The 24,598-nt window shown below is 58.0% G+C and carries 19 protein-coding genes and 1 pseudogene; 6 read left to right on the top strand and 14 right to left on the bottom strand.

All coding sequences use genetic code 11. The annotated features are described in order from the left end of the window. Window positions 1–81 precede the first annotated feature (81 nt). The 6 genes from odhB to sdhC all read right to left on the bottom strand — a co-directional run bounded on the left by odhB (window position 82) and on the right by sdhC (window position 7,670). On the bottom strand, window positions 82–1,302 hold the full coding sequence (odhB, locus tag ACYZTW_RS24725) for a 2-oxoglutarate dehydrogenase complex dihydrolipoyllysine-residue succinyltransferase (protein ID WP_010456848.1): 1,221 nt from the start codon (window positions 1,300–1,302) through the stop codon (window positions 82–84). 42 nt (window positions 1,303–1,344) lie between these two features. After that, entirely contained in the window at window positions 1,345–4,176 is a 2,832-nt protein-coding gene (locus ACYZTW_RS24730; RefSeq protein WP_462002184.1) for a 2-oxoglutarate dehydrogenase E1 component, read from the bottom strand. Between the two features lie 262 nt (window positions 4,177–4,438). Beyond that, on the bottom strand, window positions 4,439–5,143 hold the full coding sequence (locus ACYZTW_RS24735) for a succinate dehydrogenase iron-sulfur subunit (RefSeq protein ID WP_111450757.1): 705 nt from the start codon (window positions 5,141–5,143) through the stop codon (window positions 4,439–4,441). An 11-nt stretch (window positions 5,144–5,154) separates the two neighbouring features. Further along, window positions 5,155–6,930 carry a succinate dehydrogenase flavoprotein subunit gene (gene sdhA, locus ACYZTW_RS24740; RefSeq protein ID WP_129442284.1) on the bottom strand — a complete coding sequence of 592 codons (1,776 nt, stop codon included), beginning with the start codon at window positions 6,928–6,930 and terminating at the stop codon, window positions 5,155–5,157. Window positions 6,931–6,933: 3 nt separating this feature from the next. Then, window positions 6,934–7,302 carry a succinate dehydrogenase, hydrophobic membrane anchor protein gene (gene sdhD, locus ACYZTW_RS24745; protein WP_027922414.1) on the bottom strand — a complete coding sequence of 123 codons (369 nt, stop codon included), beginning with the start codon at window positions 7,300–7,302 and terminating at the stop codon, window positions 6,934–6,936. After that, complete coding sequence (gene sdhC, locus ACYZTW_RS24750; RefSeq protein ID WP_033053500.1) at window positions 7,296–7,670, bottom strand: succinate dehydrogenase, cytochrome b556 subunit; 375 nt, start codon at window positions 7,668–7,670, stop codon at window positions 7,296–7,298. Before sdhC ends, sdhD begins: the two co-directional genes overlap by 7 nt. A gap of 363 nt (window positions 7,671–8,033) precedes the next feature. On the opposite strand from sdhC, the gene gltA reads away from it, so the two are divergent. Then, window positions 8,034–9,323 (top strand): citrate synthase, encoded by a 1,290-nt coding sequence (gene gltA / locus ACYZTW_RS24755; protein WP_008148584.1) that lies wholly within the window; start codon window positions 8,034–8,036, stop codon window positions 9,321–9,323. Between the two features lie 181 nt (window positions 9,324–9,504). On the opposite strand, the pseudogene ACYZTW_RS24760 reads toward gltA, so the two are convergent. The 4 genes and pseudogenes from ACYZTW_RS24760 to ACYZTW_RS24775 all read right to left on the bottom strand — a co-directional run. Then, window positions 9,505–10,800, bottom strand: a pseudogene (locus ACYZTW_RS24760) (IS4 family transposase); the annotation flags it as partial. 812 nt (window positions 10,801–11,612) lie between these two features. Then, a complete protein-coding gene (locus ACYZTW_RS24765) occupies window positions 11,613–13,271 on the bottom strand; it encodes a cation acetate symporter (protein ID WP_462002185.1) in 1,659 nt (552 codons plus the stop codon). Next, window positions 13,268–13,579 (bottom strand): DUF485 domain-containing protein, encoded by a 312-nt coding sequence (locus ACYZTW_RS24770; protein ID WP_017337238.1) that lies wholly within the window; start codon window positions 13,577–13,579, stop codon window positions 13,268–13,270. Before ACYZTW_RS24770 ends, ACYZTW_RS24765 begins: the two co-directional genes overlap by 4 nt. A 294-nt stretch (window positions 13,580–13,873) precedes the next feature. Continuing rightward, window positions 13,874–14,725 (bottom strand): glycine betaine ABC transporter substrate-binding protein, encoded by an 852-nt coding sequence (locus tag ACYZTW_RS24775; RefSeq protein WP_149629125.1) that lies wholly within the window; start codon window positions 14,723–14,725, stop codon window positions 13,874–13,876. A 300-nt stretch (window positions 14,726–15,025) separates the two neighbouring features. Between ACYZTW_RS24775 and ACYZTW_RS24780 the strand changes: the two genes are divergently transcribed. Beyond that, window positions 15,026–16,621, top strand: coding sequence for a glycoside hydrolase family 17 protein (locus tag ACYZTW_RS24780; RefSeq protein ID WP_462002186.1), 1,596 nt, complete (start codon window positions 15,026–15,028; stop codon window positions 16,619–16,621). Window positions 16,622–16,760: 139 nt separating this feature from the next. Here ACYZTW_RS24780 and ACYZTW_RS24785 read toward each other — a convergent pair whose 3' ends face one another. After that, window positions 16,761–17,129 (bottom strand): hypothetical protein, encoded by a 369-nt coding sequence (locus tag ACYZTW_RS24785; RefSeq protein ID WP_095127736.1) that lies wholly within the window; start codon window positions 17,127–17,129, stop codon window positions 16,761–16,763. Window positions 17,130–17,353: 224 nt separating this feature from the next. Between ACYZTW_RS24785 and ACYZTW_RS24790 the strand changes: the two genes are divergently transcribed. Both ACYZTW_RS24790 and ACYZTW_RS24795 read left to right on the top strand, forming a co-directional pair. Continuing rightward, window positions 17,354–18,652 carry a serine/threonine protein kinase gene (locus ACYZTW_RS24790; protein WP_462002187.1) on the top strand — a complete coding sequence of 433 codons (1,299 nt, stop codon included), beginning with the start codon at window positions 17,354–17,356 and terminating at the stop codon, window positions 18,650–18,652. Further along, a complete protein-coding gene (locus tag ACYZTW_RS24795) occupies window positions 18,645–19,433 on the top strand; it encodes an MlaA family lipoprotein (protein WP_462002188.1) in 789 nt (262 codons plus the stop codon). Before ACYZTW_RS24790 ends, ACYZTW_RS24795 begins: the two co-directional genes overlap by 8 nt. Window positions 19,434–19,623: 190 nt before the next feature. Here the strand turns inward: ACYZTW_RS24795 and ACYZTW_RS24800 are convergent, their stop codons facing one another. Next, entirely contained in the window at window positions 19,624–20,538 is a 915-nt protein-coding gene (locus tag ACYZTW_RS24800) for a DUF808 domain-containing protein (RefSeq protein WP_462002189.1), read from the bottom strand. A gap of 134 nt (window positions 20,539–20,672) precedes the next feature. Between ACYZTW_RS24800 and ACYZTW_RS24805 the strand changes: the two genes are divergently transcribed. After that, window positions 20,673–21,281, top strand: a complete 609-nt coding sequence (locus ACYZTW_RS24805; RefSeq protein WP_462002190.1) for a TetR/AcrR family transcriptional regulator — start codon at window positions 20,673–20,675, stop codon at window positions 21,279–21,281. Between the two features lie 111 nt (window positions 21,282–21,392). On the opposite strand, the gene ACYZTW_RS24810 is transcribed toward ACYZTW_RS24805, so the two are convergent. After that, window positions 21,393–21,851: an REP-associated tyrosine transposase gene (locus ACYZTW_RS24810; RefSeq protein WP_462002191.1), complete on the bottom strand. Its 459-nt coding sequence runs from the start codon at window positions 21,849–21,851 to the stop codon at window positions 21,393–21,395. A 199-nt stretch (window positions 21,852–22,050) separates the two neighbouring features. Beyond that, complete coding sequence (locus tag ACYZTW_RS24815) at window positions 22,051–22,491, bottom strand: GlcG/HbpS family heme-binding protein (RefSeq protein WP_149629130.1); 441 nt, start codon at window positions 22,489–22,491, stop codon at window positions 22,051–22,053. 266 nt (window positions 22,492–22,757) lie between these two features. Between ACYZTW_RS24815 and gcl the strand changes: the two genes are divergently transcribed. Beyond that, window positions 22,758–24,533 carry a glyoxylate carboligase gene (gcl, locus tag ACYZTW_RS24820; RefSeq protein ID WP_462002192.1) on the top strand — a complete coding sequence of 592 codons (1,776 nt, stop codon included), beginning with the start codon at window positions 22,758–22,760 and terminating at the stop codon, window positions 24,531–24,533. Window positions 24,534–24,598 lie beyond the last annotated feature (65 nt).

Consider the following 24,598-nt stretch of genomic DNA (forward strand, 5'->3'; position numbering starts at 1 on the left):
GGCCCCTTTTGAGGACCGTCGTGGGACGAAGCTGGTCATTACAGAAGGGCCGTCCATCACTGGGCGGCCCGTGCAACGAAATCAGATATCCAGCAGCAAACGAGCCGGGTCTTCCAGCAGGTTCTTGATGGTAACCAGGAAGGTCACAGCTTCTTTGCCATCGATCAGACGGTGATCGTAGGACAGCGCCAGGTACATCATCGGACGGATAACGACCTGACCGTTGATCGCCATAGGACGCTGCAGAATGTTGTGCATGCCCAGGATGGCCGCTTGCGGCGGGTTGACGATCGGGGTCGACATCATCGAACCGAAGGTACCACCGTTAGTGATGGTGAAAGTACCGCCGGTCATCTCGTCCATCGACAGTTTGCCGTCACGAGCCTTCTTGCCGAAGGTGGCGATGCCGCCTTCGATTTCAGCCAGGCTCATCAGTTCGGCGTTACGCAGAACCGGTACAACCAGACCGCGGTCGCTGGAAACAGCCACACCAACGTCGGCGTAGCCGTGGTAAACGATGTCAGCACCGTCGATCGACGCGTTGACAGCCGGGAAGCGTTTCAGCGCTTCGGTGGCAGCCTTGACGAAGAACGACATGAAGCCCAGGCGCACGCCGTTGTGGGACTTCTCGAACAGGTCCTTGTACTTCGAACGCAGGGCCATGACTTCGGTCATGTCGACTTCGTTGAAAGTGGTCAGCATCGCCATGTTCGATTGAGCTTCAACCAGACGCTTGGCGACGGTGGCCCGCACGCGGGTCATCGGTACGCGCTTCTCGATGCGATCGCCGGCAGCGAACACTGGAGCAGCAGCGGCAGGAGCAGCAGCCTTGGCAGGCGCAGCAGCCGGAGCGGCTTTCTTGGCGGCAACAGCGGCTACCACGTCTTCCTTGGTCACACGACCGCCTTTGCCAGTACCGGCAACGGAAGCGATGTTGATACCGTTTTCTTCAGCCAGCTTGCGAGCAGCCGGTGCAGCAACAGGATCGTCTTCGCCTTCAGCCGCTGGAGCAGCAGCCTGTGCAGCGGCCGGAGCAGCGGCAGCGGCTGGAGCGGCAGCAGCGCCGCCGGCTTCGATGGAGCCCAGGACTTCGTCGGACAGAACGGTGTCGCCTTCGTTCTTGACGATAGCGCCCAGCACGCCATCAGCGGTAGCCAACACTTCCAGCACGACTTTGTCGGTTTCGATGTCGACGATCAGGTCATCGCGCTTGACGGCGTCGCCCGGCTTTTTGTGCCAGGTGGCAACGGTGCCATCGGCAACCGATTCCGGGAAAGTGGGGGCTTTGATTTCGATAGCCATTATCTGTGGGTCCTTAAATTCGGTTTCAGGTGCGCGAAGGCGTTAAACAGTAAAGGCGTCTTGCAGCAGTTTTTCTTGCTGCTCAGCGTGCATCGATGCGTAACCACAAGCAGGTGCAGCAGAAGCATCACGGCCCGCGTACTCGAGTACGAGAGACTTGTTGTGATTGCCAACGATGCGGCGCATGTGGTGTTGGCTGCAGTACCAGGCACCCTGGTTCATCGGCTCTTCCTGACACCAAACGATATGTTTGAGGTTGGTGTACGGAGCCAGGACTTCGTTCAAGTCGTCCTCAGGGAATGGGTACAGCTGCTCGATACGCACGACGGCAATGTCGTCACGACCTTCGGCACGGCGTTTTTCCAACAGGTCGTAGTAGACCTTGCCGCTACACAGAACAATGCGCTCGACCTTTTTCGGGTCTTGAACATCGATTTCCGGGATAACGGTCTGGAACGAACCTTCGGCCAGATCTTCCAGCGTCGAGATGGCCAGTTTATGACGCAGCAGCGACTTCGGCGTCAGGACTATCAATGGCTTGCGCAGCGGGCGAATCACCTGACGACGCAGCAAGTGGTAGATCTGGGCCGGCGTGGTCGGCACGGCTACCTGAATGTTGTGCTCGGCGCACAGTTGCAGGTAACGCTCCAGGCGAGCCGAAGAGTGCTCCGGACCCTGACCTTCATAACCGTGCGGCAGCAGCATGGTCAGACCGCAAAGACGGCCCCACTTGTGCTCTCCGCTGGTGATGAACTGGTCGATCACCACCTGGGCACCGTTGGCGAAGTCGCCGAACTGGGCTTCCCAGATAACCAGCGCCTCAGGCGTGGTGGTCGAGTAACCGTATTCGAACGCCAGTACGGCTTCTTCTGACAGGAACGAATCGTACAGGTCGAAACGTGGCTGGCCCTTGTACAGGTTTTGCAGCGGGATGTAGGTACCCGTGTCTTTCTGGTTGTGCAACACAGCGTGACGGTGCGAGAACGTACCGCGGCCGATGTCCTGACCGGTCATGCGAATCGGATGACCTTCGAACGCCAGGGTCGCGTACGCCATGGTTTCGGCGTAACCCCAGTTGATCGGCAGGCCGCCGACTTGCATCTTTTGACGGTCTTCGTAGATTTTCGAGACCTGGCGCTGAACCACGAAGCCTTCCGGAATTTCCAGCAGCTTGGCGGACAGTTCCTGCAAGGTTTTCAGATCGAAACGCGTGTCGTGACGCGCAGTCCAGGCGTGGCCCAGATACGGACGCCAGTCCACGAACAACTCTTTGTTCGGCTCTTTGACCAGGCTTTTTACAACATGCAGACCGTTGTCCAGCGCGTTGCGGTATTCGTCGACTTTCGCCTGAACACGCTCAACGTCCAGCACACCGCTCTGGGTCAGACGATCGGCGTACAGTTCACGGGTAGTGCGCTGTTTGGCGATCTGCTGATACATCAGAGGCTGGGTGCCGCTTGGCTCGTCGGCCTCGTTGTGGCCGCGACGACGGTAGCAAACCAAGTCGATCACCACGTCGCGCTTGTACTGCATGCGGTAGTCGATGGCCAGCTGGGTCACGAACAATACGGCTTCCGGATCATCACCATTCACATGGAGGATCGGCGCCTGGATCATCTTCGCAACGTCAGTCGCGTACTCGGTGGAACGCGAGTCCAGCGGGTTGCTGATGGTGAAACCGACCTGGTTGTTGATCACGATGTGCACGGTACCGCCGGTCTTGAAACCGCGGGTCTGCGACATCTGGAAGGTTTCCATCACCACGCCTTGACCGGCGAATGCCGCGTCACCGTGGATGGAGATCGGCAGAACCTTCTCGCCGGTAGGGTCGTTACGACGATCCTGACGGGCGCGAACCGAACCCTCGACCACTGGAGATACGATTTCCAGGTGGGACGGGTTGAACGCCATCGCCAGGTGAACTTCACCGCCGGTGGTCATCACGTTGGACGAGAAACCCTGGTGATACTTAACGTCACCGGAACCCAGCTCGACCTTCTTCTTGCCTTCAAACTCGTCGAACAGCTCGCGCGGGTTCTTGCCGAAGGTGTTGACCAGTACGTTCAGACGACCACGGTGGGCCATGCCGATGACGATTTCCTTGGTGCCGTAGGAACCGGAACGCTGGATCAGCTCGTCGAGCATCGGAATCAGGCTCTCGCCGCCTTCCAGACCGAAACGCTTGGTACCCGGGTATTTGGTACCCAGGTATTTTTCCAGGCCTTCACCGGCAGTGACACGCTCGAGCAGGTGGCTCTTGATGTCGGCGGAGTACGTCGGACGGCCGCGCACGCTTTCCAGACGCTGCTGGAACCACTGGCGCTGCTCGGAATCGGTGATATGCGTAAATTCAGCGCCGATGGTGCGGCAATATGTCTGCTGCAACGCTTCGTGAATTTCGCGTAGGCTCGCCTCCTCTTTGCCGATGAACAGGTCGCCGGCACGGAAGGTCGTATCAAGATCGGCATTGGTCAAGCCGTAATGATTGATCGACAGGTCTGCAGGTGCAGGACGCTGCCACAGCCCCAGCGGGTCAAGCTGGGCTGCCTGGTGGCCACGCATACGGTAGGCCTGGATCAATCGCAGCACTTCAACTTGCTTCTTCTCGTGCTCACTGCTCACGCTGCCGGCGGAAACCGGTTGAGCGCGGCGCTGGTTCTTTGCCAGCAAGACGAAATGATCGCGAATTGTGGAGTGCGAAACATCGGTGGCAGTGTTGCCGTCAGCTGGCAACTTCTGGAAGTAGGTGCGCCACTCTTCTGGCACAGCGTTAGGGTCGTGCAGGTAGAGCTCGTAGAGCTCTTCCACATAGGCAGCGTTACTACCGGATAGGTAGGCGCTGTTCCACATGCGCTGCATCACGCTTTCTTGCATGCTTGGTCACCCTCGGTTAGGGGAACACCACCGGCGTCGACACCGAGTACACTTGCAGAAGTCCGAATGCAGCGACTAAAACAAGCCACTTAGGATCACGCTGATAGTCCGGGTACCAGCCCGGATGCCCCTGCTTGTCTCATTTCTTCAAAATAAGAGCCGCAGCCTTATAAGCTGCTGCTCAGGTTAAAACTACGGCGCCGGTTGAAGCCTGCGCCGTAGCATCTACGGGTACAGCGGTCCTACGGGTACAGCAGCTGAATCACACGCCGCTTTGCAGCAGCATGTTACGTACGTGACCGATGGCCTTAGTCGGGTTCAGGCCTTTCGGGCAGACGTTGACGCAGTTCATGATCCCGCGGCAGCGGAATACGCTGAACGGGTCATCCAGCGAAGCCAGACGCTCGGCAGTCTTGGTGTCGCGGCTGTCTGCCAGGAAGCGATACGCTTGCAGCAGAGCAGCTGGACCCAGGAACTTGTCCGGGTTCCACCAGAAGGACGGGCAAGAGGTCGAGCAGCAAGCGCACAGGATGCACTCGTACAGACCGTCGAGCTTTTCACGCTCTTCAGGGGACTGCAGACGTTCGATGGCCGGAGCCGGCGTGTCGTTCTGCAGGTATGGCTTAACCTTTTCGTATTGCTTGTAGAAGATGCTCATATCGACGACCAGGTCACGAATAACCGGCAAACCTGGCAGAGGACGAACGATCAGCTTGTTACCTTTTACGACAGCGGACAGCGGCGTGACGCATGCCAGACCGTTTTTGCCGTTGATGTTCATGCCGTCGGAACCGCAAACACCTTCACGGCAAGAGCGACGATAGGAGAAACCTTCGTCCTGCTCTTTGATCAGGGCCAGCACGTCCAGCACCATCAGGTCTTTACCACCGGTATCGACCGTAAATTCCTGCATGAACGGCGCGGCGTCCTGATCAGGGTTGTAGCGATAAACACTGACTTGCAACATGGCGGCCACCCTTAATAAGTCCGAATCTTAGGTTCAAAAGTCGGAACAGTCTTCGGCGAGAAGTTCACAGCACGCTTGGTGACGCGCTTGTCACCCGGGAAGTACAGGGTGTGGCACAGCCAGTTTTCGTCGTCGCGATCTTCGTAGTCTTCACGGGCGTGAGCGCCGCGGGACTCTTTGCGGATTTCTGCGGCGATGGCGGTAGCTTCGGCCACTTCCAGCAGGTTCTGCAATTCCAGCGCTTCGATACGAGCGGTGTTGAACGCCTGGCTCTTATCGTTGATCTTGACGTTGGCGATACGGCCACGCAGATCAGCCAGCTGAGCAATACCCTTCTGCATGTATTCGCCGGTACGGAATACACCGAAGTAGTTCTGCATGCAGCTTTGCAGCTCTTTACGCAGGGTGGCGACGTCTTCGCCTTCGGTACGCGAGTTCAGGCCATCGAGACGTGCCAGGGCAGCGTCGATGTCGGACTGGCGAGCGCGGGTGTAGTCGACGCCTTCTTTCAGGGTCTGTTCCAGGAACAGGCCGGCTGCACGACCGAATACCACCAGGTCGAGCAACGAGTTGCCGCCCAGACGATTGGCCCCGTGAACCGATACGCAGGCCACTTCGCCTACGGCGAACAGGCCTGGGATGATCTGGTCAACGCCGTCGGCGTCCTGAGTGATTGCCTGACCGTGAATGTTGGTCGGCACGCCGCCCATCATATAGTGGCAGGTTGGAACGACCGGAATCGGCGCCACGGCTGGATCGACGTGAGCGAAGGTCTTGGACAGTTCCATGATGCCTGGCAGACGGCTGTGCAGAACTTCTTCACCGAGGTGATCGAGTTTCAGCATTACGTGGTCGCCATCGGGACCGCAACCGTTACCGGCGATGATTTCTTTAACCATCGAGCGAGCAACAACGTCACGACCAGCCAAGTCTTTGGCGTTCGGAGCATAACGCTCCATGAAACGCTCGCCGTGCTTGTTGATCAGGTAACCGCCTTCACCGCGGCAGCCTTCAGTCACCAGTACACCGGCGCCAGCGATGCCGGTCGGGTGGAACTGCCACATTTCGATGTCTTGTACCGGTACGCCAGCACGCAGAGCCATGCCGACGCCGTCACCGGTGTTGATCAGGGCATTGGTGGTGGACGAGTAGATACGACCTGCACCGCCGGTCGCCAGTACGGTGGCGTTTGCGCGGACGTAGGAAGTTTCGCCGGTTTCGATGCAGATGACGATCATGCCGACAAAGGCACCGTCTTCGTTCTTCACCAGGTCGACGCCGTAGTATTCGTTGAGGAATACGGTGCCGGCCTTGAGGTTGGCCTGGTACAGGGTGTGCAGCAGTGCGTGACCGGTACGGTCGGCAGCAGCGCACGTACGGGCAGCCTGGCCACCTTTACCGAAGTCTTTCGACTGACCGCCGAACGGACGCTGATAGATGCGGCCTTGTTCGGTACGGGAGAACGGCAAGCCCATGTGCTCGAGTTCGAAGACTGCTTCCGGGCCTACGGAACACATGTATTCGATAGCGTCCTGGTCACCGATATAGTCGGAACCCTTGACGGTATCGTACATGTGCCAGCGCCAGTCATCGTTCGGATCAGCGGACGCGATGGCGCAGGTGATGCCACCCTGGGCGGATACAGTGTGCGAACGCGTCGGGAAAACCTTGGTAACTACGGCAGTCTTGTGACCACCTTGTGCCAGCTGGAGCGCAGCGCGCATGCCGGCACCGCCGCCGCCAATAATGATGGCGTCGAACGAAAGCGTATTAACTGTAGTAGACATGAATCAGATACCCCAAAGAATCTGCACACCCCAGACGAAGTACGCGAACATCGCGACGCCGCATACTGCCTGGAAGAGGAAACGTATTGCAGTCGCGGACTTGCCGAACGCCATTGGCGTCAGGTAGTCGGTCGCGATGGTCCACATGCCGACCCAGGCGTGAGCGCCGAGGGCAACGAGGGCCAGGAGACTGAAAATACGCATCCAGTTGCTTGCGAACAGTTCATGCCATTGGGCGTAGCCGATGCCAGGATGGGCAACGACGTATCCGATCAGGAAGATGAAATAAGCCGCGAGAACGACCGCAGACACACGTTGTGCCATCCAGTCATAGAGGCCCGAACGCGACAGGTTCGTGACGTTAGTTACCATATCCAAACTCCTGCCAGAACGATTACCACCACGGAAACGGCGATAACGATTTTCGAGCCCAGTTTGCCGCCTTCAAGCGACTCGCCGATGCCCATGTCCATCATCAAGTGGCGCACACCGGCAACCAAGTGATACAGCAAGGCGGACAGGATGCCCCATGTCACTAGCTTGGCTAGCGGACTGGTCAGACACGCTTTCACCTGACCGAAGCCTTCTTCCGAGTCGAGCGACTTGTCCAATGCATAAAGCATGATGGCCAGGCTGACAAAGAGGATGATTCCGGAGATTCGGTGAAGAATGGACGTGTAAGCAGTGACTGGGAGTTTGATGGTCCTTAGGTCTAGGTTTACAGGTCGTTGGCTATTCACGGCTTTTTTTCACACTGAAGAGCCCCTAACAATCAGGGCAAAGTTGTTGGGGAGTGCACTGGTCAGGTACCCACCACCCAGGGAGTGCGACCCCCAGTAAAGCAGGCCCAAAAGCCCCTGGCGGTCGGAGGCCGAGTATAGACAGTTAGGCTACTAATGACAACGCAATCGCCTTCCCCTAATAGCTCATTGCACAAGTCGTATAAAAGGCGTAAATGGCAGTCAATTTCGAGGAAAAAGTCCGGTTAAAGCCTTCTGGAGCAAGACTTTAGGCAAATTGACATTCGAATTTATCTCACTATAGTGGTGCGGGCCCTGCGTGGGGGGTCTGTCTGATGATTTCAAGCATAAATAGGAGGCCACATGGCTGACAAAAAAGCGCAGTTGATCATCGAGGGCGCAGCCCCCGTCGAGCTGCCCATTTTAACCGGCACCGTTGGTCCCGATGTTATCGATGTTCGGGGCCTGACGGCCACGGGCCGTTTCACCTTTGACCCTGGTTTCATGTCGACAGCTTCCTGCGAGTCGAAGATCACCTATATCGACGGCGACAACGGCATTCTGCTGCACCGCGGCTACCCGATCGAACAGCTGGCTGAAAAGTCGGACTACCTGGAAACCTGCTATCTGCTGCTCAACGGCGAACTGCCGACCGCAGAACAGAAGGCCCAGTTCGTCAGCACCGTGAAGAACCACACCATGGTTCACGAGCAGCTGAAGACGTTCTTCAACGGTTTCCGTCGCGACGCCCACCCGATGGCCGTCATGTGCGGTGTAGTCGGCGCCCTCTCGGCCTTCTACCACGACTCCCTGGACATCAATAACCCGCAGCATCGCGAAATCTCCGCGATCCGTCTGGTTGCCAAGATGCCGACCCTGGCAGCGATGGTTTACAAGTACTCGATGGGCCAACCCATGATGTACCCGCGCAACGACCTGACGTACGCGGAAAACTTCCTGCACATGATGTTCAACACCCCGTGCGAGATCAAACCGATCAGCCCGGTACTCGCCAACGCCATGGACAAGATCTTCATCCTCCATGCCGACCACGAGCAGAACGCATCGACTTCCACCGTACGTCTGGCCGGTTCTTCGGGTGCCAACCCGTTCGCCTGTATCGCCGCCGGCATCGCTGCACTGTGGGGCCCTGCCCACGGCGGCGCGAACGAAGCTGTTTTGACCATGCTCGATGAAATTGGCGATGTGTCGAACATCGACAAGTACATCGCCAAGGCCAAGGACAAGAACGATCCGTTCAAACTGATGGGCTTCGGTCACCGGGTTTACAAAAACCGCGACCCACGCGCAACAGTCATGAAGCAGACCTGCGACGAAGTGCTGAAGGAACTGGGCATCACCAACGATCCGCAACTCGAACTGGCCATGCGCCTGGAAGAGATCGCCCTGACCGACCCGTACTTCATCGAACGCTCGTTGTACCCGAACGTCGACTTCTACTCGGGGATCATCCTCAAGGCGATCGGCATTCCAACCAGCATGTTCACCGTGATCTTCGCTTTGGCGCGGACCGTCGGCTGGATCTCCCACTGGAAAGAAATGCTCTCCAGCCCGTACAAGATTGGCCGTCCGCGCCAGCTGTACACCGGCTACGAGTCGCGTGACATTACCAAGCTGGAAGACCGCAAATAAGACCTGTCTTGCGATAACGTCTTAAGCTGCGCCGGAAACGGCCTCTATTCATATAGAGGCCGTTTTTGTTTGTGCTGGTTCAGCGGCCTGAAGGCCGACTGGCTCCTTTATGGTGTACATATCCATTCCTGCGGTAACGGCCACTTAGGGTTTCGCCCTTACGGCCATCCCTTTCAAGGCTTTTGACTTTGGCGGCCTTGAGCACCCTATCCGTCGACACGTGGGCATGCACTGCCTTGCCTTCAAGCCACTCCTTGGATTTAGGCACCTTCGGACCTCGTTTGCTTTTAGCGACGGTTTTTGGCGGGACTTTTCTGGCCAGCGCCAGTAAGTGCTGAGCCAGCCCTCCTGCGCGGATTGGGATGGATAAGTGCTCTGGCGGCAAGGCAATCTGCATGCCCTCATAACCACTGCGTACCTGTATCGTCAGGTGGAAAATCGATGCCTCCCAATCTTCAGGTTGGGTCTGGCGATGAGCCTGTTCAACGCTGCGCTTAAGCACCGACAAAATGTTGTAAGCCAACACAGCCGACGCAAACCCCAGCAGGGCTGCCTTAGGGTTGCCCAAGGTTTCGATTTCACTTTCCAGCACCGATTCCAGGCGCTGGAACATCCCTTCGATACTCCAGCGACGACGGTACAAGTCGGCGATTTGTTCAGCGCTGATGGTGTCGGGCAAGTTGCTCCAGAACAACAGCGTGGCGTCGCCTGATTCGGTGGGTTTTTGCAGGCGAAGTTCGACACGCCGCCACTGGCGTCCGCTTTTCACTTCGATGGTTTGCTCGCGCACGTTTCCCGTCGCGACCGCGACAGACTCCTGCCAGTCGCTTTCCTGAAACAGGCGCGGATGCTTACTTGGCTCACGAATAATGAATGAAGCCCCGGCATCTTCGCAGGCCTCCATGACCGGGAGCGTGCAATACAGTCGATCAGCCATCCACAGTTGGCCAGCACTGGCTTTTTCCAGCAACGGCAGCACGCTGACGCGCTCGCTGGCGTAAGCATCTTCGCAGGGCTGAAGGTCGACGACCTGGTCGAGATCAGGGTCGTAAACCACGACCGAAAAACCAGGCCGAGCGGCGCCTCGTTCACGGCGCAAAGCGCCCAAACGTTTTTCGCTGGAAGGCAGGTGGTTACCGTCAACGACTCGCAGTTGCCAGCCAGGCAAAATGGCAGAACAACCCAGCTCTTCAATCGTCGGAGCCAGGCGCTGTGCGCTGCCGATTACCAAGGCACGCAGCAGCGCAGGCTCTGTGCGACTGACCTTGTCATAGAGCGCCGCCAAGCTGACGGGAAGATCATTCATCTGCCGCGCTGCGGCATGCAGCGAAGGCCGCAAACCCAGTGAAACCAAGGACATCAGCTCAACGATAGTCGAAAACAAAAGCTCACGCGGGTACTGCCGTTGACGATGCTCTTCAAACACCTGATCGACCCACTCAGGCGCAATGGCCTGCTCCAACACCAATTTGGCCATGACACTGGCCGGTGCTTTTTTCTCGAACCGCGCTAAAACCTCTGCCCACATCGTCTCGTCGTCCTGACCGGTATTTTTGGGGGATTTTATCAAAGACCTTGAAAGGGATGGCCCTTACGGCGACTCACTTTTTTGACAAACGCCTCAAATAAGTAAGCAAAAAAAGGCTCGCCCCGAGCGTCCGGCACCTCGCTTAGGCTCGGCGTTCCTTCGTTCCGAAGGGGCGGGCAAAGCAAGATCAAGAGCTGCAGGCGAGCTAACGCTCGACCTGTTGAGTGGTGAGAAGCGGGTGTACACCCATCCCCTGTAGGAGCTGTCGAGTGAAACGAGGCTGCGATCTTTTGATCTTGCTGTGGCTGTGGCTTTAGATCTTGATTCTGCTTTTGATCTCTCGCCCCTTCGGCAGGCCGAGCGTAGGTGTTCATCAGGGGGTTAGGCGCGTAGCGCCGTTCGGCGAAGCCGAACACATCGAGAGGAGGTCGTCGCGAAGCAGACCGTAGGCGATGCCCCCTGATGGACACCGGAGCGAGGGAACACTGAGCTTTAGCGAAGTGCCGTACGCCGGGGCGAAGCCTTTTGGTTCCTTTTTGGCGTTTGAAAAAGGGACTCGCTGTAAAAGCGAAACCATAAGCCGCCGTTACCGCAGGAATGGATATGTACACCATCCAAAAATATGTCGCCTGAAACACAGCCTTCGCGGGCAAGCCTCGCTCCTACAGGTGCAAGGTAATCAGCACCCAACAAAAAAATGCCCCGATCTCTCGACCGGGGCATTTCTGTTTAATGCAGCTTATATATACAAGCCTGAAGCCTTAGTGAGCAACCGCCCCACTCGCCCCCAAGCCCGTCTGCGAACGAACAAACTGAGGGAAGAACAGCGCCCGCTCATTGTCAGCCGCAGTCGACTTGTCAGTGATCGAGAAGAACCAGATCCCGATAAACGCAATGGCCATGGAGAACAGCGCCGGGTACTCATACGGGAAGATAGCCTTCTCGTGATGCAGGATCTGCACCCAGATGGTTGGCCCAAGGACCATCAAACCAACGGCACTCACCAGACCCAACCAGCCACCGATCATCGCACCGCGAGTGGTCAGCTTCTTCCAGTACATGGAAAGCAGCAGCACCGGGAAGTTACAACTCGCCGCGATGGAGAACGCCAGGCCCACCATGAACGCGATGTTCTGGCTTTCGAACAGAATACCCAGACCGATCGCCAACACACCCAGACAGATGGTGGTGATTTTCGAAACACGGATTTCATCCTTGTCGTTGGCCTTGCCCTTCTTGATCACGCTGGCGTAAAGGTCGTGAGACACCGCCGTAGCACCGGCCAGCGTCAGACCGGCAACGACTGCCAGAATGGTCGCGAACGCCACCGCCGAGATAAAGCCCAGGAAAATACTGCCACCGACCGCATTAGCCAGGTGCACCGCCGCCATGTTGTTGCCGCCCAACAACGCGCCAGCCGCATCTTTAAAGGCAGGGTTAGTGCTGACCAGCAGGATCGCGCCGAAGCCGATGATGAACGTCAGAATATAGAAGTAGCCAATGAAGCCGGTTGCGTACAGCACGCTCTTGCGAGCTTCTTTCGCGTCACTCACGGTGAAGAAGCGCATCAGAATGTGCGGCAGGCCAGCGGTACCGAACATCAGTGCCAGGCCAAGGGAGAACGCCGAGACCGGATCTTTCACCAGACCACCCGGGCTCATGATCGCCTCACCTTTAGGGTGAACCTTGATCGCCTCGGAAAACAGCAGGCTGAAGTCGAAGTTGACGTGCTTCATGACCATCAGCGCCATGAACGAGGCACCGGACAGCAGCAGCACGGCCTTGATGATCTGCACCCAAGTGGTCGCCAGCATGCCGCCGAACAACACGTACAGGCACATCAGGATACCGACCAGGATCACCGCAACGTAGTAGTCGAGACCGAACAGCAGCTGAATCAGCTTGCCGGCACCGACCATTTGCGCGATCAGGTAGAACGCCACCACCACCAGCGAACCGCAAGCAGACAGCGTGCGGATCTGGGTTTGCCCAAGGCGATAGGACGCCACGTCGGCAAAGGTGTATTTACCCAGGTTACGCAGGCGCTCGGCGATCAGGAACAGAATGATCGGCCATCCCACCAGAAAGCCGATCGAGTAGATCAGGCCGTCGTAGCCGGAGGTGAACACCAGGGCGGAAATACCCAGGAAGGACGCCGCCGACATGTAGTCGCCGGCAATCGCCAGACCGTTCTGGAAGCCGGTGATCTTGCCGCCCGCCGCATAGTAATCGGCTGCCGAATTGTTGCGCTTGGAAGCCCAGTAGGTGATGCACAAGGTCAGACCGACGAACGCGACGAACATCAGGATCGCGGAAACGTTCAGCGGTTGTTTATGCACTTCGCCGGTCAGGGCTTCAGCCGCCCAGGCGCCAGGTGCAAAGGCTGCGATGCTCAATAGAGCCATTAGACGCCGGATCATTGCTGAGCCTCCTTGAGAATCGCATTGTTCAGGTCGTCGAATTCGCCATTGGCGCGTCGTACGTAGATTGCAGTCAGGATAAAGGCCGAGAGAATCAGCCCGACACCAATCGGTATCCCCCAGGTAATCGAAGACTCGGGGCTGATTTTCGCCCCCAGAATATGCGGCCCGTAAGCAATCAAAAGGATGAATCCGGAGTAAAGCCCAAGCATGATCGCCGAAAGAATCCAGGCGAACCTTTCTCGCTTACTAACCAGCTCCTTGAAGCGCGGGCTGTTTTGAATCGAGAGGTAAATGCTGTCGTTCATTGTTTTTATCCTCGCAGCACAGATGAAGTTGGAACGTTATCCACTTTATGCGGCTGCGGAACTGGTTCCAGACGACCTTAGTATTAGAACGACATGACAGAATCGCCATTTCCCAGCATGCGTTAAACAATGTGGGAGCGAGCCTGCTCGCGAAGGCGGTGTGTCAGTCAATATCTATGTCGACTGACACACCGCCTTCGCGAGCAGGCTCGCTCCCACAGGGGAAAGCAAAAGGCCCCTTGGCAAATATGCCAAGGGGCCTTGAGAAGTACTGACTAGACGCGTCAGCTCAAATCATTTGGTCCAGTCTGCAACGCGTTCCGGGTGTTTGGCCACCCAATCCTTCGCGGCGACTTCAGGTTTGGCACCATCCTGAATGGCCAACATGACTTCGCCGATTTCGTCTTTCGACGCCCACTGGAAGTTCTTCATGAACTTGGCAACTTCCGGAGCCTTGGTTGCCAGTTCTTTGCTGCCGATGTTGTTCACGGTTTCAGCCGCGCCATAAACGCCTTTCGGGTCGTCCAGGAAGCGCAGTTTCCACTTGGCGAACATCCAGTGCGGCACCCAACCGGTGACGGCAATCGATTCGTTTTTCTTCTCGGCACGGGTCAGCTCGGCAATCATGCCGGCGCCGGAACTGGCCTTGAGTTGATACCCGGTCAGATCGTAGTCCTTGATTGCCTGCTCGGACTTGATCATCACGCCCGAACCGGCGTCGATGCCGACGATGCGTTTTTTGAAGCTGTCGTCGGTTTTAAGGTCTTCAATGGATTTGGCTTTGACGTACTCCGGCACGATCAGGCCGATTCTCGCGTCCTTGAAGTTCGGACCGTAATCGACAACCTGGTCCTTGTTCTTGGTCCAGTATTCACCATGGGTCACAGGCAGCCACGCAGACATCATGGCATCGAGTTTGCCAGTGGCCACGCCCTGCCACATGATCCCGGTGGCGACTGCTTGCAGTTTCACGTCATAACCGAGTTTCTGCCTGATCACTTCAGCGGCCACGTTGGTCGTGGCAACACTGTCCGACCAGCCGTCGACATAACCGATAGTCACTTCTTTGCCTTCGGCGCTGGCTACAGTAGAGCTGATCGCCAGCACCAAAGCGGCACCTGCGCCCAAGAGTCGTCGCATCTTCATCGTTACTTCCCCGAAAGTGCTGCGCTCGACGGATGCCGAGTCGCGTCAACGTATTGTTATGGTGCACAGCGCCCCCATCACGCCCACCGCAAACTCATCCGAACATCAGCGCGATTTATCTATGAGAGCACTGATGCGTCGATAATCAACCTCACGACAATGGCGACCTTCTCTGCCAGCGACCTCAAGGCATCGAGAAACGACATCAGAACGCCATTAATCTAGACCACCGTAAGCCCGCCGGCCAATCCGCCCGAACTTTGCATGTCAAAATCATGCAGGCCACCAAGCACGCGGCAAATGAAGGTAACATGCGCGGCTTTGCTCCCAGACGGCCTGACCATGCCCGCGACATCACGTTTTCCTTTTTTCGCTTATCTATTTGCCTGCCTGCTGGGGCTTTTTGCCCTTGGTGGCTTCTGGTACGGCCTCGGCAAACCGGTGATGCTGCCGGACGTGGCCAGCGCGACGCACAAACTGCAATGCGCCTCCTACACCCCGTTCGACAAGGACCAATCGCCGTTCGATCAGCCGTTCAAGCTGCGCCCCGAGCGCATGGACGCCGACCTCGCGCTGCTGGCCAAAAGCTTCGAATGCATCCGCACCTATTCCATGACCGGCCTCGGGGCCCTGCCCGATCTGGCGCGCAAGCACGGGCTAAAACTGATGATCGGCGCCTGGGTCAACAGCAACCCGGTGGACACCGCCAAGGAAGTCGACCTGCTGATCGCCTCGGCCAACGCCAACGCGGACGTGGTGACCTCGGTGATCGTCGGCAACGAAACCCTGCTGCGCAAGGAAGTCACCGGCGAGCAGTTGGCCAAGCTGATTAATAAAGTCAAAAGCCAGGTCAAACAACCTGTCACTTACGCCGACGTCTGGGAGTTCTGGCTCAAGCACCCGGAAGTTGCCCCGGCGGTGGATTTCCTGACCATCCATTTATTGCCGTACTGGGAAGATGACCCGTCGAATATCGACGCCGCGCTGCAGCATGTAGCCGAAGTACGTCAGGTGTTCGGCAACAAGTTCGCACCCAAGGACGTGATGATTGGCGAAACCGGTTGGCCGAGCGAAGGCCGTCAGCGTGAAACCGCGCTGCCGAGCCGGGTCAATGAAGCCAGGTTCATTCGCGCTTTTGTCATCATGGCGCAGCAGCAAGGCTGGCATTACAACCTGATCGAGGCCTTCGACCAACCGTGGAAACGCGCCAGCGAAGGCGCGGTCGGGGGTTACTGGGGGCTGTTCGATGCTGATCGCCAGGACAAGGGCGTGCTCGCAGGTCCGGTGTCGAACGTGCCTTACTGGACGCAGTGGCTGGTGGTGGGTGGTTTGATCTTCCTTGGCACGTTGATCCTCGGCGGTCGTGTACGCAGCACTCGCGCAGCATTGGTTCTACCGCTGCTGGGTGCGCTGGCCGCTTGCTCGATTGGCGCCTGGGGCGACCTGGCCCGGGTCACCACGCGGTTTGCCACTGAATGGTTGTGGGTCGCTTTGCTGACGGTGTTGAACGTATTGGTGCTGGCCCATGCGGCACTGACCCTGAGCGCTCGCACTGGCTGGCGTGAACGGGCGTTCAATGCGCTGGAACGTCGGGCTGGCTGGTTGCTCGCTGTGGCCGGGTTTGCCGCTGCGGTGACGATGCTGGAACTGGTGTTCGATCCGCGTTATCGCAGCTTCCCGAGTGTCGCATTCGTCCTGCCGGCGCTGGTCTATCTGTGCCGTCCGGTGAGCGTTCCGCGTCGGGAAATTGCCCTGCTGACCTTCATCATCGGTGCTGGCATTGCGCCGCAGCTTTATCGTGAAGGGTGGCAGAATCAACAGGCCTGGGGTTGGGCGCTGGTGAGTGCGTTGATGGTTGTAGCGTTGTGGCGCAGTTTGCGGGTTCGCAAAGGCTGATCTTCAGGGCCGATGCCGGCCTCTTCGTCGGATCGCCGCCCGGAGCCGGCTCGCTCCCACATTTGATCTTCGTCGTACACAGATTTTGTGCTCACTGAAGTTCTATTGTGGGAGCGAGCCTGCTCGCGAAGACTGACTTTCAGGCGCTGCGGGAAGCCCGAACCAACCGCAATCCAGCAATCACCACCGCAAAAACAGCCAACGTCGTGTTGTACAACGCCAACGCCGGAAACCCGAACACCAGCGCCAGCACCGCCAACCACCACCCTGCCCGGCCCGGTAGCACAAAACCGATAACGGCGGCCGCCAATGCCGCGAAGCCCAATACGTTGAAGTGAATCATCAGGCCCAGGCTCGAACGAACCTGGCATTCCCACCGACTCGCTTCGTCCACACAGATGCCAACCCATTGAGCATCCTCCATAAAGCCATAACGCGCGCCATAACTGGCGGCCAGCCATAACGGCAGGAGAACGAGCAGCAGAATCACAGGTAGGCGGCGGGACATGAAGCACTCCAATAAACGAAGACGGCGGCCAGCTTAATCCCCCGCCAGCAGTAAGCAAACGCGTGTAACAGATAATTGGTCACGAAATAGCTGCAAAGTGTATCGTCCAGCTACCATTACTCCGAAATTAGGCCTGATTGGTGCCGATCCATGGCACTTTGGCGCAAACCCCGTGGTCATAGCCTGCGAACTTCATTCGGCACCTTCCTCTAAGGGATCTAGTCATGCTCCGTTCCTTGCGCTTCGCCGCCCTGTTTGGCGGCCTTATTTTGAGTGCGTCCGCACTGGCGGTGGACATCGACGCCGCCAGTTATGGCTACCCCTTGACCAACCCGTTCGAGGCGACCATTGCCACGACACCGCCGAACCTGCGTCCGGAGTTGCCGCTGGACGACGACATCGATCAGCAGACACGCAGCGTTACCTTACGCCCGGAGCGTGAGTTCGACCTGCCGGACAACTTCTGGCCGGTGAAGAAGCTCACCTATCGCATTGCCACCCAGGATAAAGCCGCACCGCTGATTTTCCTGATCTCCGGTACCGGCGCGCGCTACGACAGCAGCCTTAACGAATACCTGAAAAAGCTCTACTACAAGGCCGGCTACCATGTGGTGCAACTGTCGTCGCCTACCAGCTTCGACTTCATGAGCGCCGCCTCACGCTTCGCCACCCCGGGTATCACCGAGGACGATGCCGAAGACATGTACCGGGTAATGCAGGCCGTGCGGGCACAAAACCCGAAAGTCCCCGTCACCGATTACTACCTGACCGGCTACAGCCTGGGCGCCCTGGACGCGGCATTTGTCGCGCACCTGGACGAAACCCGCCGCAGCTTCAACTTCAAGAAAGTCTTGCTGCTCAACCCGCCGGTCAATCTCTACACCTCGATCACCAACCTGGACAAGCTTGTACAAACGGAAGTCAAGGGCATCAACAACAGCACAACATTCTACGAACTGGTGCTGAACAAACTGACCCGCTACTTCCAGCAAAAGGGCTACATCGACCTCAACGATGCCCTGCTCTACGACTTCCAGCAGTCCAGGCAGCACCTGAGCAACGAACAGATGGCCATGCTGATCGGCACCTCATTCCGCTTCTCGGCCGCCGACATTGCCTTCACCTCGGACCTGATCAACCGCCGCGGCCTCATCACCCCGCCGAAGTACCCGATTACCGAAGGCACCAGCCTCACGCCGTACCTCAAGCGTGCGCTGCAGTGCGACTTCGACTGTTACATCACCGAACAGCTCATCCCGATGTGGCGCGCCCGCACCGACGGCGGCAGCCTGCTGCAACTGATCGACCAGGTCAGTTTGTATGCGCTCAAGGATTACCTGCACGACAGCCCGAAAATCGCCGTCATGCACAACGCCGACGACGTGATTCTTGGCCCTGGCGACCTCGGCTTCCTGCGCAAGACCTTTGGCGATCGTTTGACCGTTTATCCACTGGGCGGCCATTGCGGCAACCTTAATTACCGCGTCAACAGCGACGCCATGCTGGAGTTCTTCCGTGGCTAAATACCTCCTGCTTATCGCAGCGTTACTCTGTGCAGGCGTCGCCAATGCCGATAACAGCAAAGCCAACGCACCGGTTGTCATCGACAGTGATGGCTTCAAGGAGCCGCTGAGCAAACTCAAATTCAACCCTGGGCTGGATCAGCGCGAGTTCGAACGCTCGACGCTTAGCGCGCTGGCCGTCTACGACCCGCTGGAAGAGTGGAATCGCCGCGTCTACCACTTCAACTATCGCTTCGACCAATGGGTGTTCCTGCCAGTGGTCAATGGCTATCGTTACATCACCCCGAGTTTCCTGCGCACCGGCGTCAGCAACTTCTTCAATAACCTCGGTGACGTGCCGAACCTGCTGAACAGCTTGCTGCAGTTCAAGGGGCAGCGCTCGATGGAAACCACCGCGCGCCTGCTCCTCAACACCACCGTCGGCATCGCCGGCCTGTGGGACCCGGCCACCGCCATGGGGCTGCCGCGCCAGAGCGAAGACTTCGGCCAGACGCTGGGCTTCTACGGTGTACCGGGCGGCGCCTACTTCGTGTTGCCGATCCTCGGACCTTCCAATATCCGCGACACCGGGGGCCTGGCGGTCGATTTCACCGCAGAGTCGGCGATCAACTTCCTGAACGTCTCCGAAGTCAGCGAAAACCACCCGGAAATCTGGGTTCTGCGTGGTATCGACAAGCGCTACCAGAACAGCTTCCGCTATGGCCAGCTGAACTCACCATTCGAGTACGAGAAAGTGCGCTACGTGTACACCGAGTCGCGCAAGTTGCAGATCGCCGAGTAATTCCATCGGCGACAAAAAAGGCCATCCGATGCGAATCGAATGGCCTTTTTCATGCCTATAACTTCAAACACCACAAATCAACTGTGGGAGTGAGCCTGCTCGCGAAAGCGGTGTATCAGTCGACAGGGATGGCGACTGACACTGCCTCTTCGCGAGCAGGCTCGCTCCCACATTTGGTCAGTGCCAGGCTTCAGCCTTTCAGCGCTTTCCAGATTTTGCTCACGGCCATAACAGCCATCAACACCACCGCCCCCGCCACAATCCCTGCCACCGCATTCAGCAACGTGGGCACGATAAACCCGGCACCACCCGCCCCCGCGCTGACGCTTTCAATCCAGTGATGAACCACCGGCACACCGTGGGTAAGAATCCCCCCGCCCACCAGGAACATCGCCGCCGTGCCGATCACCGACAGACTTTTCATCATGTACGGCGCGGCTCGCAGAATGGCGTCGCCGATGCTCTTGGCCATCTGTCCAGGCTTCTGGGTCAGCCACAGACCGAGGTCGTCGAGTTTGACGATGCCGGCGACCAGGCCATAGACGCCAATGGTCATGACGATGGCAATGCCCGAGAGGACGATGACTTGCTGGGTCAGCGGAGCATCTGCCACGGTGCCGAGGGTAATGGCGATGATTTCCGCCGAGAGAATGAAATCGGTGCGGATGGCGCCTTTGATCTTGTCCTGCTCGAAGGCCACCAGATCGACCGCCGGATTGGCCACAGCCTCGACCAGCTCGGCATGTTCGGCCTGGTCTTCAGCCTTGCTGTGCAGGAATTTGTGGGCGAGCTTCTCGAAACCTTCGAAACACAGGTACGCGCCACCGACCATCAACAATGGCGTGACCAGCCACGGAATGAATGCACTGATGGCCAAGGCCGACGGCACCAGGATCAGCTTGTTGAGAAACGAGCCCTTGGCCACCGCCCACACCACCGGGATTTCCCGCTCGGCACGTACGCCGCTGACCTGCTGGGCATTGAGCGCCAGATCGTCGCCGAGCACACCAGCGGTTTTCTTGGCGGCCATTTTGGTCATCAACGCCACATCGTCGAGTACCGCGGCGATGTCGTCGATCAGCACCAGCAAACTGCTTCCTGCCATGAATCAGGTTTCCTTCTTGAATGAATGCCGCGCAGCATAGCGCGGCCGGGTGCCGCACGGGGCATTCTTGAGCGCCGCGCGAGGCCGGTGCTACCATGCGCAACCGCCAGAACAGGCAAGGAACCCCCTGGTTTATGAGCACTATCCGCGAGCGCAACAAAGAACTGATCCTGCGTGCCGCCAGTGAAGAATTTGCCGACAAGGGCTTCGCTGCGACCAAAACCAGTGACATCGCAGCTAAGGCGGGATTGCCCAAGCCCAACGTCTACTACTACTTCAAATCCAAGGAAAACCTCTACCGCGAGGTCCTGGAAAGCATCATCGAACCCATTCTGCAGGCCTCGACACCGTTCAACGCCGACGGCGTGCCCAGCGATGTGCTGAGCGGCTACATCCGCTCGAAAATCCGCATCTCCCGCGACCTGCCCTTCGCCTCCAAGGTGTTCGCCAGCGAAATCATGCACGGCGCCCCGCACCTGAGTGCCGATCTGGTTGAACGGCTCAACGGCCAGGCCAAGCACAACATCGACTGCATCCAGACCTGGATCGACCGCGGCCAGATCGCCCCGATCGACCCCAATCACCTGATGTTCAGCATCTGGGCCGCGACCCAGACCTATGCCGACTTCGACTGGCAAATTTCCGCAGTGACCGGAAAGGCCAAGCTGGATGAGGCTGATTATGAAGCGGCGGCGCAAACGATTATCCGGTTGGTGCTTAAAGGGTGTGAGCCGGATCAGTAGACCGCTGCGCTCCTATCGCCAGCAGGCTGGCTCCCACAGTGGATCTCCGACATTCAGATAATCCACCTGTGGGAGCCAGCCTGCTGGCGATGGGGGCAACTCGGTTTTGGATCAAACCCAGATAGCATCCCACAGTGGATAGTCGCCAAGCCGCTCGACCAACCCGGCCCGCAACGGGTTAGCCACAACATACCGGGCAACCTTTACTAAGTCCTCTTCACGACGCAGCGCTCGACCATGAAAACCTCGCTGCCAAAGACTGGCCCTACGGCCGGCAGACAGATTCACTGCCTTGGTACTCAAAGACTTGGTCCTTTGCATCAGTCCGCCCAGCGACCCCTGCTGCAATTCGATCAACCAATGAAAATGATCCGGCATGACGACCCAGGCCAGTGAGTTTGCACAACCTTGGTCCTGCGCAGCGCGAAATTGCGAGACGACTAATCTGCCCAAGGTGAAGTCCTTGAAAACAGGTTCTCGGTCGAGTGTGTTTGTCGTTAAGAGATAGATGCGGTTCTGTTCGGTACAACGGCCGATGCGCAAGCGATTTGAGGCGGGTAGATCAGGCATTCCTTTGCCCCTTGCATGATTAATTCATGAAGAAGGCTAGATCTGATATTACCCAAGGGCGGGGTAGACATTTAGCTGGATGTGTCTGGTAGTCCGTCATCGCCAGCAGGCTGGCTCCCACAGTGGATCTCTGACATTCAGATAGTCCACCTGTGGGAGCCAGCCTGCTGGCGATAGCGGTAGATCAATCACCCATTAATCAAGCAGTCACCCCCGCATCCGCCCGCAACCCCAAAGCCTCGATCGCATTGATTGCACACTGCTCATCCACATCCGAAAGATCACCGCTGATACCCACCGCCCCCAGCACGTTCCCTTCCTGATCCCGAATCAACACGCCGCCCGGTGCCGGGACGACGCTGCCCTGCCCCAGACTGTTCAAAGCGGCGATAAACGCCGGGCGTTGTTGTGCGTCCAGCGCCAGCAGGCGTGAACCTTTGCCCAGGGCGATGGCGCCCCAGGCTTTGCCGATGGCGATCTGCGGGCGCAGCAAGCTGGCGCCGTCTTCACGTTGCAGGGTGACCAAGTGCCCACCGGCATCCAGTACGGCGATGGTCAATGGAGCCGCCGAGATTGCACGCCCTGCGGAGATGGCCTGATTGGCCAGGTTGACTGCGACTTTCAAGGTTAAAGCGCTCATGGTGCCGTCCTCATTTTGTTATAGGGAAAGCGGTTGGACTGTTTTTTGTTCAGAAGTCCGATGGAACAAATAGAACACAATGAGTTATTTTTTTGTATACAATAATTTTCGAAAAGCGCCACATGCGACGAAAAGCCACAGCAGATTGGGCTTCCGACGAATGAAACGGCCGCTTGAGAAAATGGATTGACCTGCGCCGTCCGCCGTGAATACACTCTGCGCAAAGCCACTTGTATACAATTACAAAACGTAAGAGGCACAAAACCATGAGCAAAATGAGAGCAATCGAAGCCGCCGTTCTGGTGATGCGCCGTGAAGGGGTTGATACCGCTTTTGGCATCCCGGGCGCCGCGATCAACCCGCTGTACTCCGCGTTGCAGAAGGTCGGTGGCATCGATCACGTCCTCGCTCGCCACGTTGAAGGCGCCTCGCACATGGCCGAGGGCTACACCCGCACCAAGGCCGGCAACATCGGCGTGTGCATCGGCACTTCCGGCCCCGCCGGTACCGACATGGTCACCGGGCTCTACAGCGCCTCGGCCGACTCGATCCCAATTCTTTGCATTACCGGCCAGGCACCCCGCGCCCGTATGCACAAGGAAGACTTCCAGGCTGTCGACATCACCGCGATCGTCAAACCAGTGACCAAGTGGGCAACCACCGTCATGGAACCAGGCCAGGTGCCTTACGCGTTCCAGAAAGCCTTCTACGAAATGCGCTCCGGCCGTCCAGGCCCGGTGCTGATCGACCTGCCGTTTGACGTGCAAATGGCTGAAATCGAATTCGACATCGACGCCTACGAACCACTGCCGCTGGCCAAGCCCACCGCTAACCGCGTGCAAATCGAGAAGGCGTTGGCCATGCTCGATCAGGCCGAGCGTCCGTTGCTGGTGGCCGGTGGCGGCATCATCAATGCCGACGCCAGCGAATTGCTGGTGGAGTTTGCCGAGCTCACCGGCATCCCAGTCATTCCGACCCTGATGGGCTGGGGCACCATCCCGGACGATCACCCATTGATGGTCGGCATGGTCGGTCTGCAAACCTCGCACCGCTACGGCAACGCCACGATGCTCAAGTCCGACCTGGTGTTGGGTGTCGGTAACCGTTGGGCTAACCGTCACACCGGTTCGATCGACGTTTACACCGAAGGCCGAAAATTCATTCACGTCGACATCGAACCGACCCAGATCGGCCGCGTGTTCACCCCGGACTTGGGCATTGTTTCCGACGCCGCTGCCGCGCTGACTGTGTTCAACGAAGTCGCTCGCGAATGGCAAGCCGCCGGCAAACTGAAAAACCGCAGCGCCTGGCTGCAAGACTGCCAGCAGCGCAAGTCCAGCCTGCAGCGCAAGACTCACTTCGACAACGTGCCGGTCAAGCCGCAGCGGGTTTACGAAGAGATGAACCAGGTGTTCGGCAAAGACACGTGCTACGTCAGCACCATCGGTCTGTCGCAGATTGCCGGCGCGCAGTTCCTGCACGTCTACAAACCGCGCCACTGGATCAACTGCGGTCAGGCAGGTCCTCTGGGCTGGACCATTCCGGCAGCGCTGGGCGTGGTCAAGGCTGATCCGACCCGTAAAGTTGTGGCGCTGTCGGGCGACTATGACTTCCAGTTCATGATCGAAGAATTGGCGGTGGGCGCGCAGTTCAAGCTGCCGTACATCCACGTGGTGGTGAACAACTCGTACCTGGGGCTGATTCGTCAGGCTCAGCGCGGTTTCGACATGGACTACTGCGTGCAGCTGTCCTTCGACAACCTCAATGCTCCGGAGCTCAACGGTTACGGCGTCGACCACGTCGCGGTCGCTGAAGGCCTGGGCTGCAAGGCGCTGCGTGTGTTCGAACCGGGCCAGATCCAGCCTGCCCTGCGCAAGGCTCAGGAGCTGATCGAAGAGTTCAAGGTGCCAGTCATCGTCGAGATTATTCTGGAGCGCGTGACCAACATTTCCATGGGCACCGAGATCAACGCCGTCAACGAATTCGAAGACCTGGCGCTGGTCGGTAACGATGCGCCAACCGCGATTTCGCTGCTCGATTAAGTTGACCTGATACCTGTAGCAGCTGCCGAGGCACGAGGCCGTGGCGAGGGGATTTATCCCCGTCG

It is taken from the genome of Pseudomonas sp. LB3P25 (assembly GCF_054897985.1).

Bases quoted from the DNA above. Each gene is read 5' to 3' on its own strand.
- odhB (WP_010456848.1), bottom strand. From the start codon at position 1,302: ATGGCTATCGAAATCAAAGCCCCCACTTTCCCGGAATCGGTTGCCGAT.
- ACYZTW_RS24730 (WP_462002184.1), bottom strand. From the start codon at position 4,176: ATGCAAGAAAGCGTGATGCAGCGCATGTGGAACAGCGCCTACCTATCC.
- ACYZTW_RS24735 (WP_111450757.1), bottom strand. From the start codon at position 5,143: ATGTTGCAAGTCAGTGTTTATCGCTACAACCCTGATCAGGACGCCGCG.
- sdhA (WP_129442284.1), bottom strand. From the start codon at position 6,930: ATGTCTACTACAGTTAATACGCTTTCGTTCGACGCCATCATTATTGGC.
- sdhD (WP_027922414.1), bottom strand. From the start codon at position 7,302: ATGGTAACTAACGTCACGAACCTGTCGCGTTCGGGCCTCTATGACTGG.
- gltA (WP_008148584.1), top strand. From the start codon at position 8,034: ATGGCTGACAAAAAAGCGCAGTTGATCATCGAGGGCGCAGCCCCCGTC.
- ACYZTW_RS24765 (WP_462002185.1), bottom strand. From the start codon at position 13,271: ATGATCCGGCGTCTAATGGCTCTATTGAGCATCGCAGCCTTTGCACCT.
- ACYZTW_RS24770 (WP_017337238.1), bottom strand. From the start codon at position 13,579: ATGAACGACAGCATTTACCTCTCGATTCAAAACAGCCCGCGCTTCAAG.
- ACYZTW_RS24775 (WP_149629125.1), bottom strand. From the start codon at position 14,725: ATGAAGATGCGACGACTCTTGGGCGCAGGTGCCGCTTTGGTGCTGGCG.
- ACYZTW_RS24780 (WP_462002186.1), top strand. From the start codon at position 15,026: ATGAAGGTAACATGCGCGGCTTTGCTCCCAGACGGCCTGACCATGCCC.
- ACYZTW_RS24785 (WP_095127736.1), bottom strand. From the start codon at position 17,129: ATGTCCCGCCGCCTACCTGTGATTCTGCTGCTCGTTCTCCTGCCGTTA.
- ACYZTW_RS24790 (WP_462002187.1), top strand. From the start codon at position 17,354: ATGCTCCGTTCCTTGCGCTTCGCCGCCCTGTTTGGCGGCCTTATTTTG.
- ACYZTW_RS24800 (WP_462002189.1), bottom strand. From the start codon at position 20,538: ATGGCAGGAAGCAGTTTGCTGGTGCTGATCGACGACATCGCCGCGGTA.
- ACYZTW_RS24805 (WP_462002190.1), top strand. From the start codon at position 20,673: ATGAGCACTATCCGCGAGCGCAACAAAGAACTGATCCTGCGTGCCGCC.
- ACYZTW_RS24810 (WP_462002191.1), bottom strand. From the start codon at position 21,851: ATGCCTGATCTACCCGCCTCAAATCGCTTGCGCATCGGCCGTTGTACC.
- ACYZTW_RS24815 (WP_149629130.1), bottom strand. From the start codon at position 22,491: ATGAGCGCTTTAACCTTGAAAGTCGCAGTCAACCTGGCCAATCAGGCC.
- gcl (WP_462002192.1), top strand. From the start codon at position 22,758: ATGAGCAAAATGAGAGCAATCGAAGCCGCCGTTCTGGTGATGCGCCGT.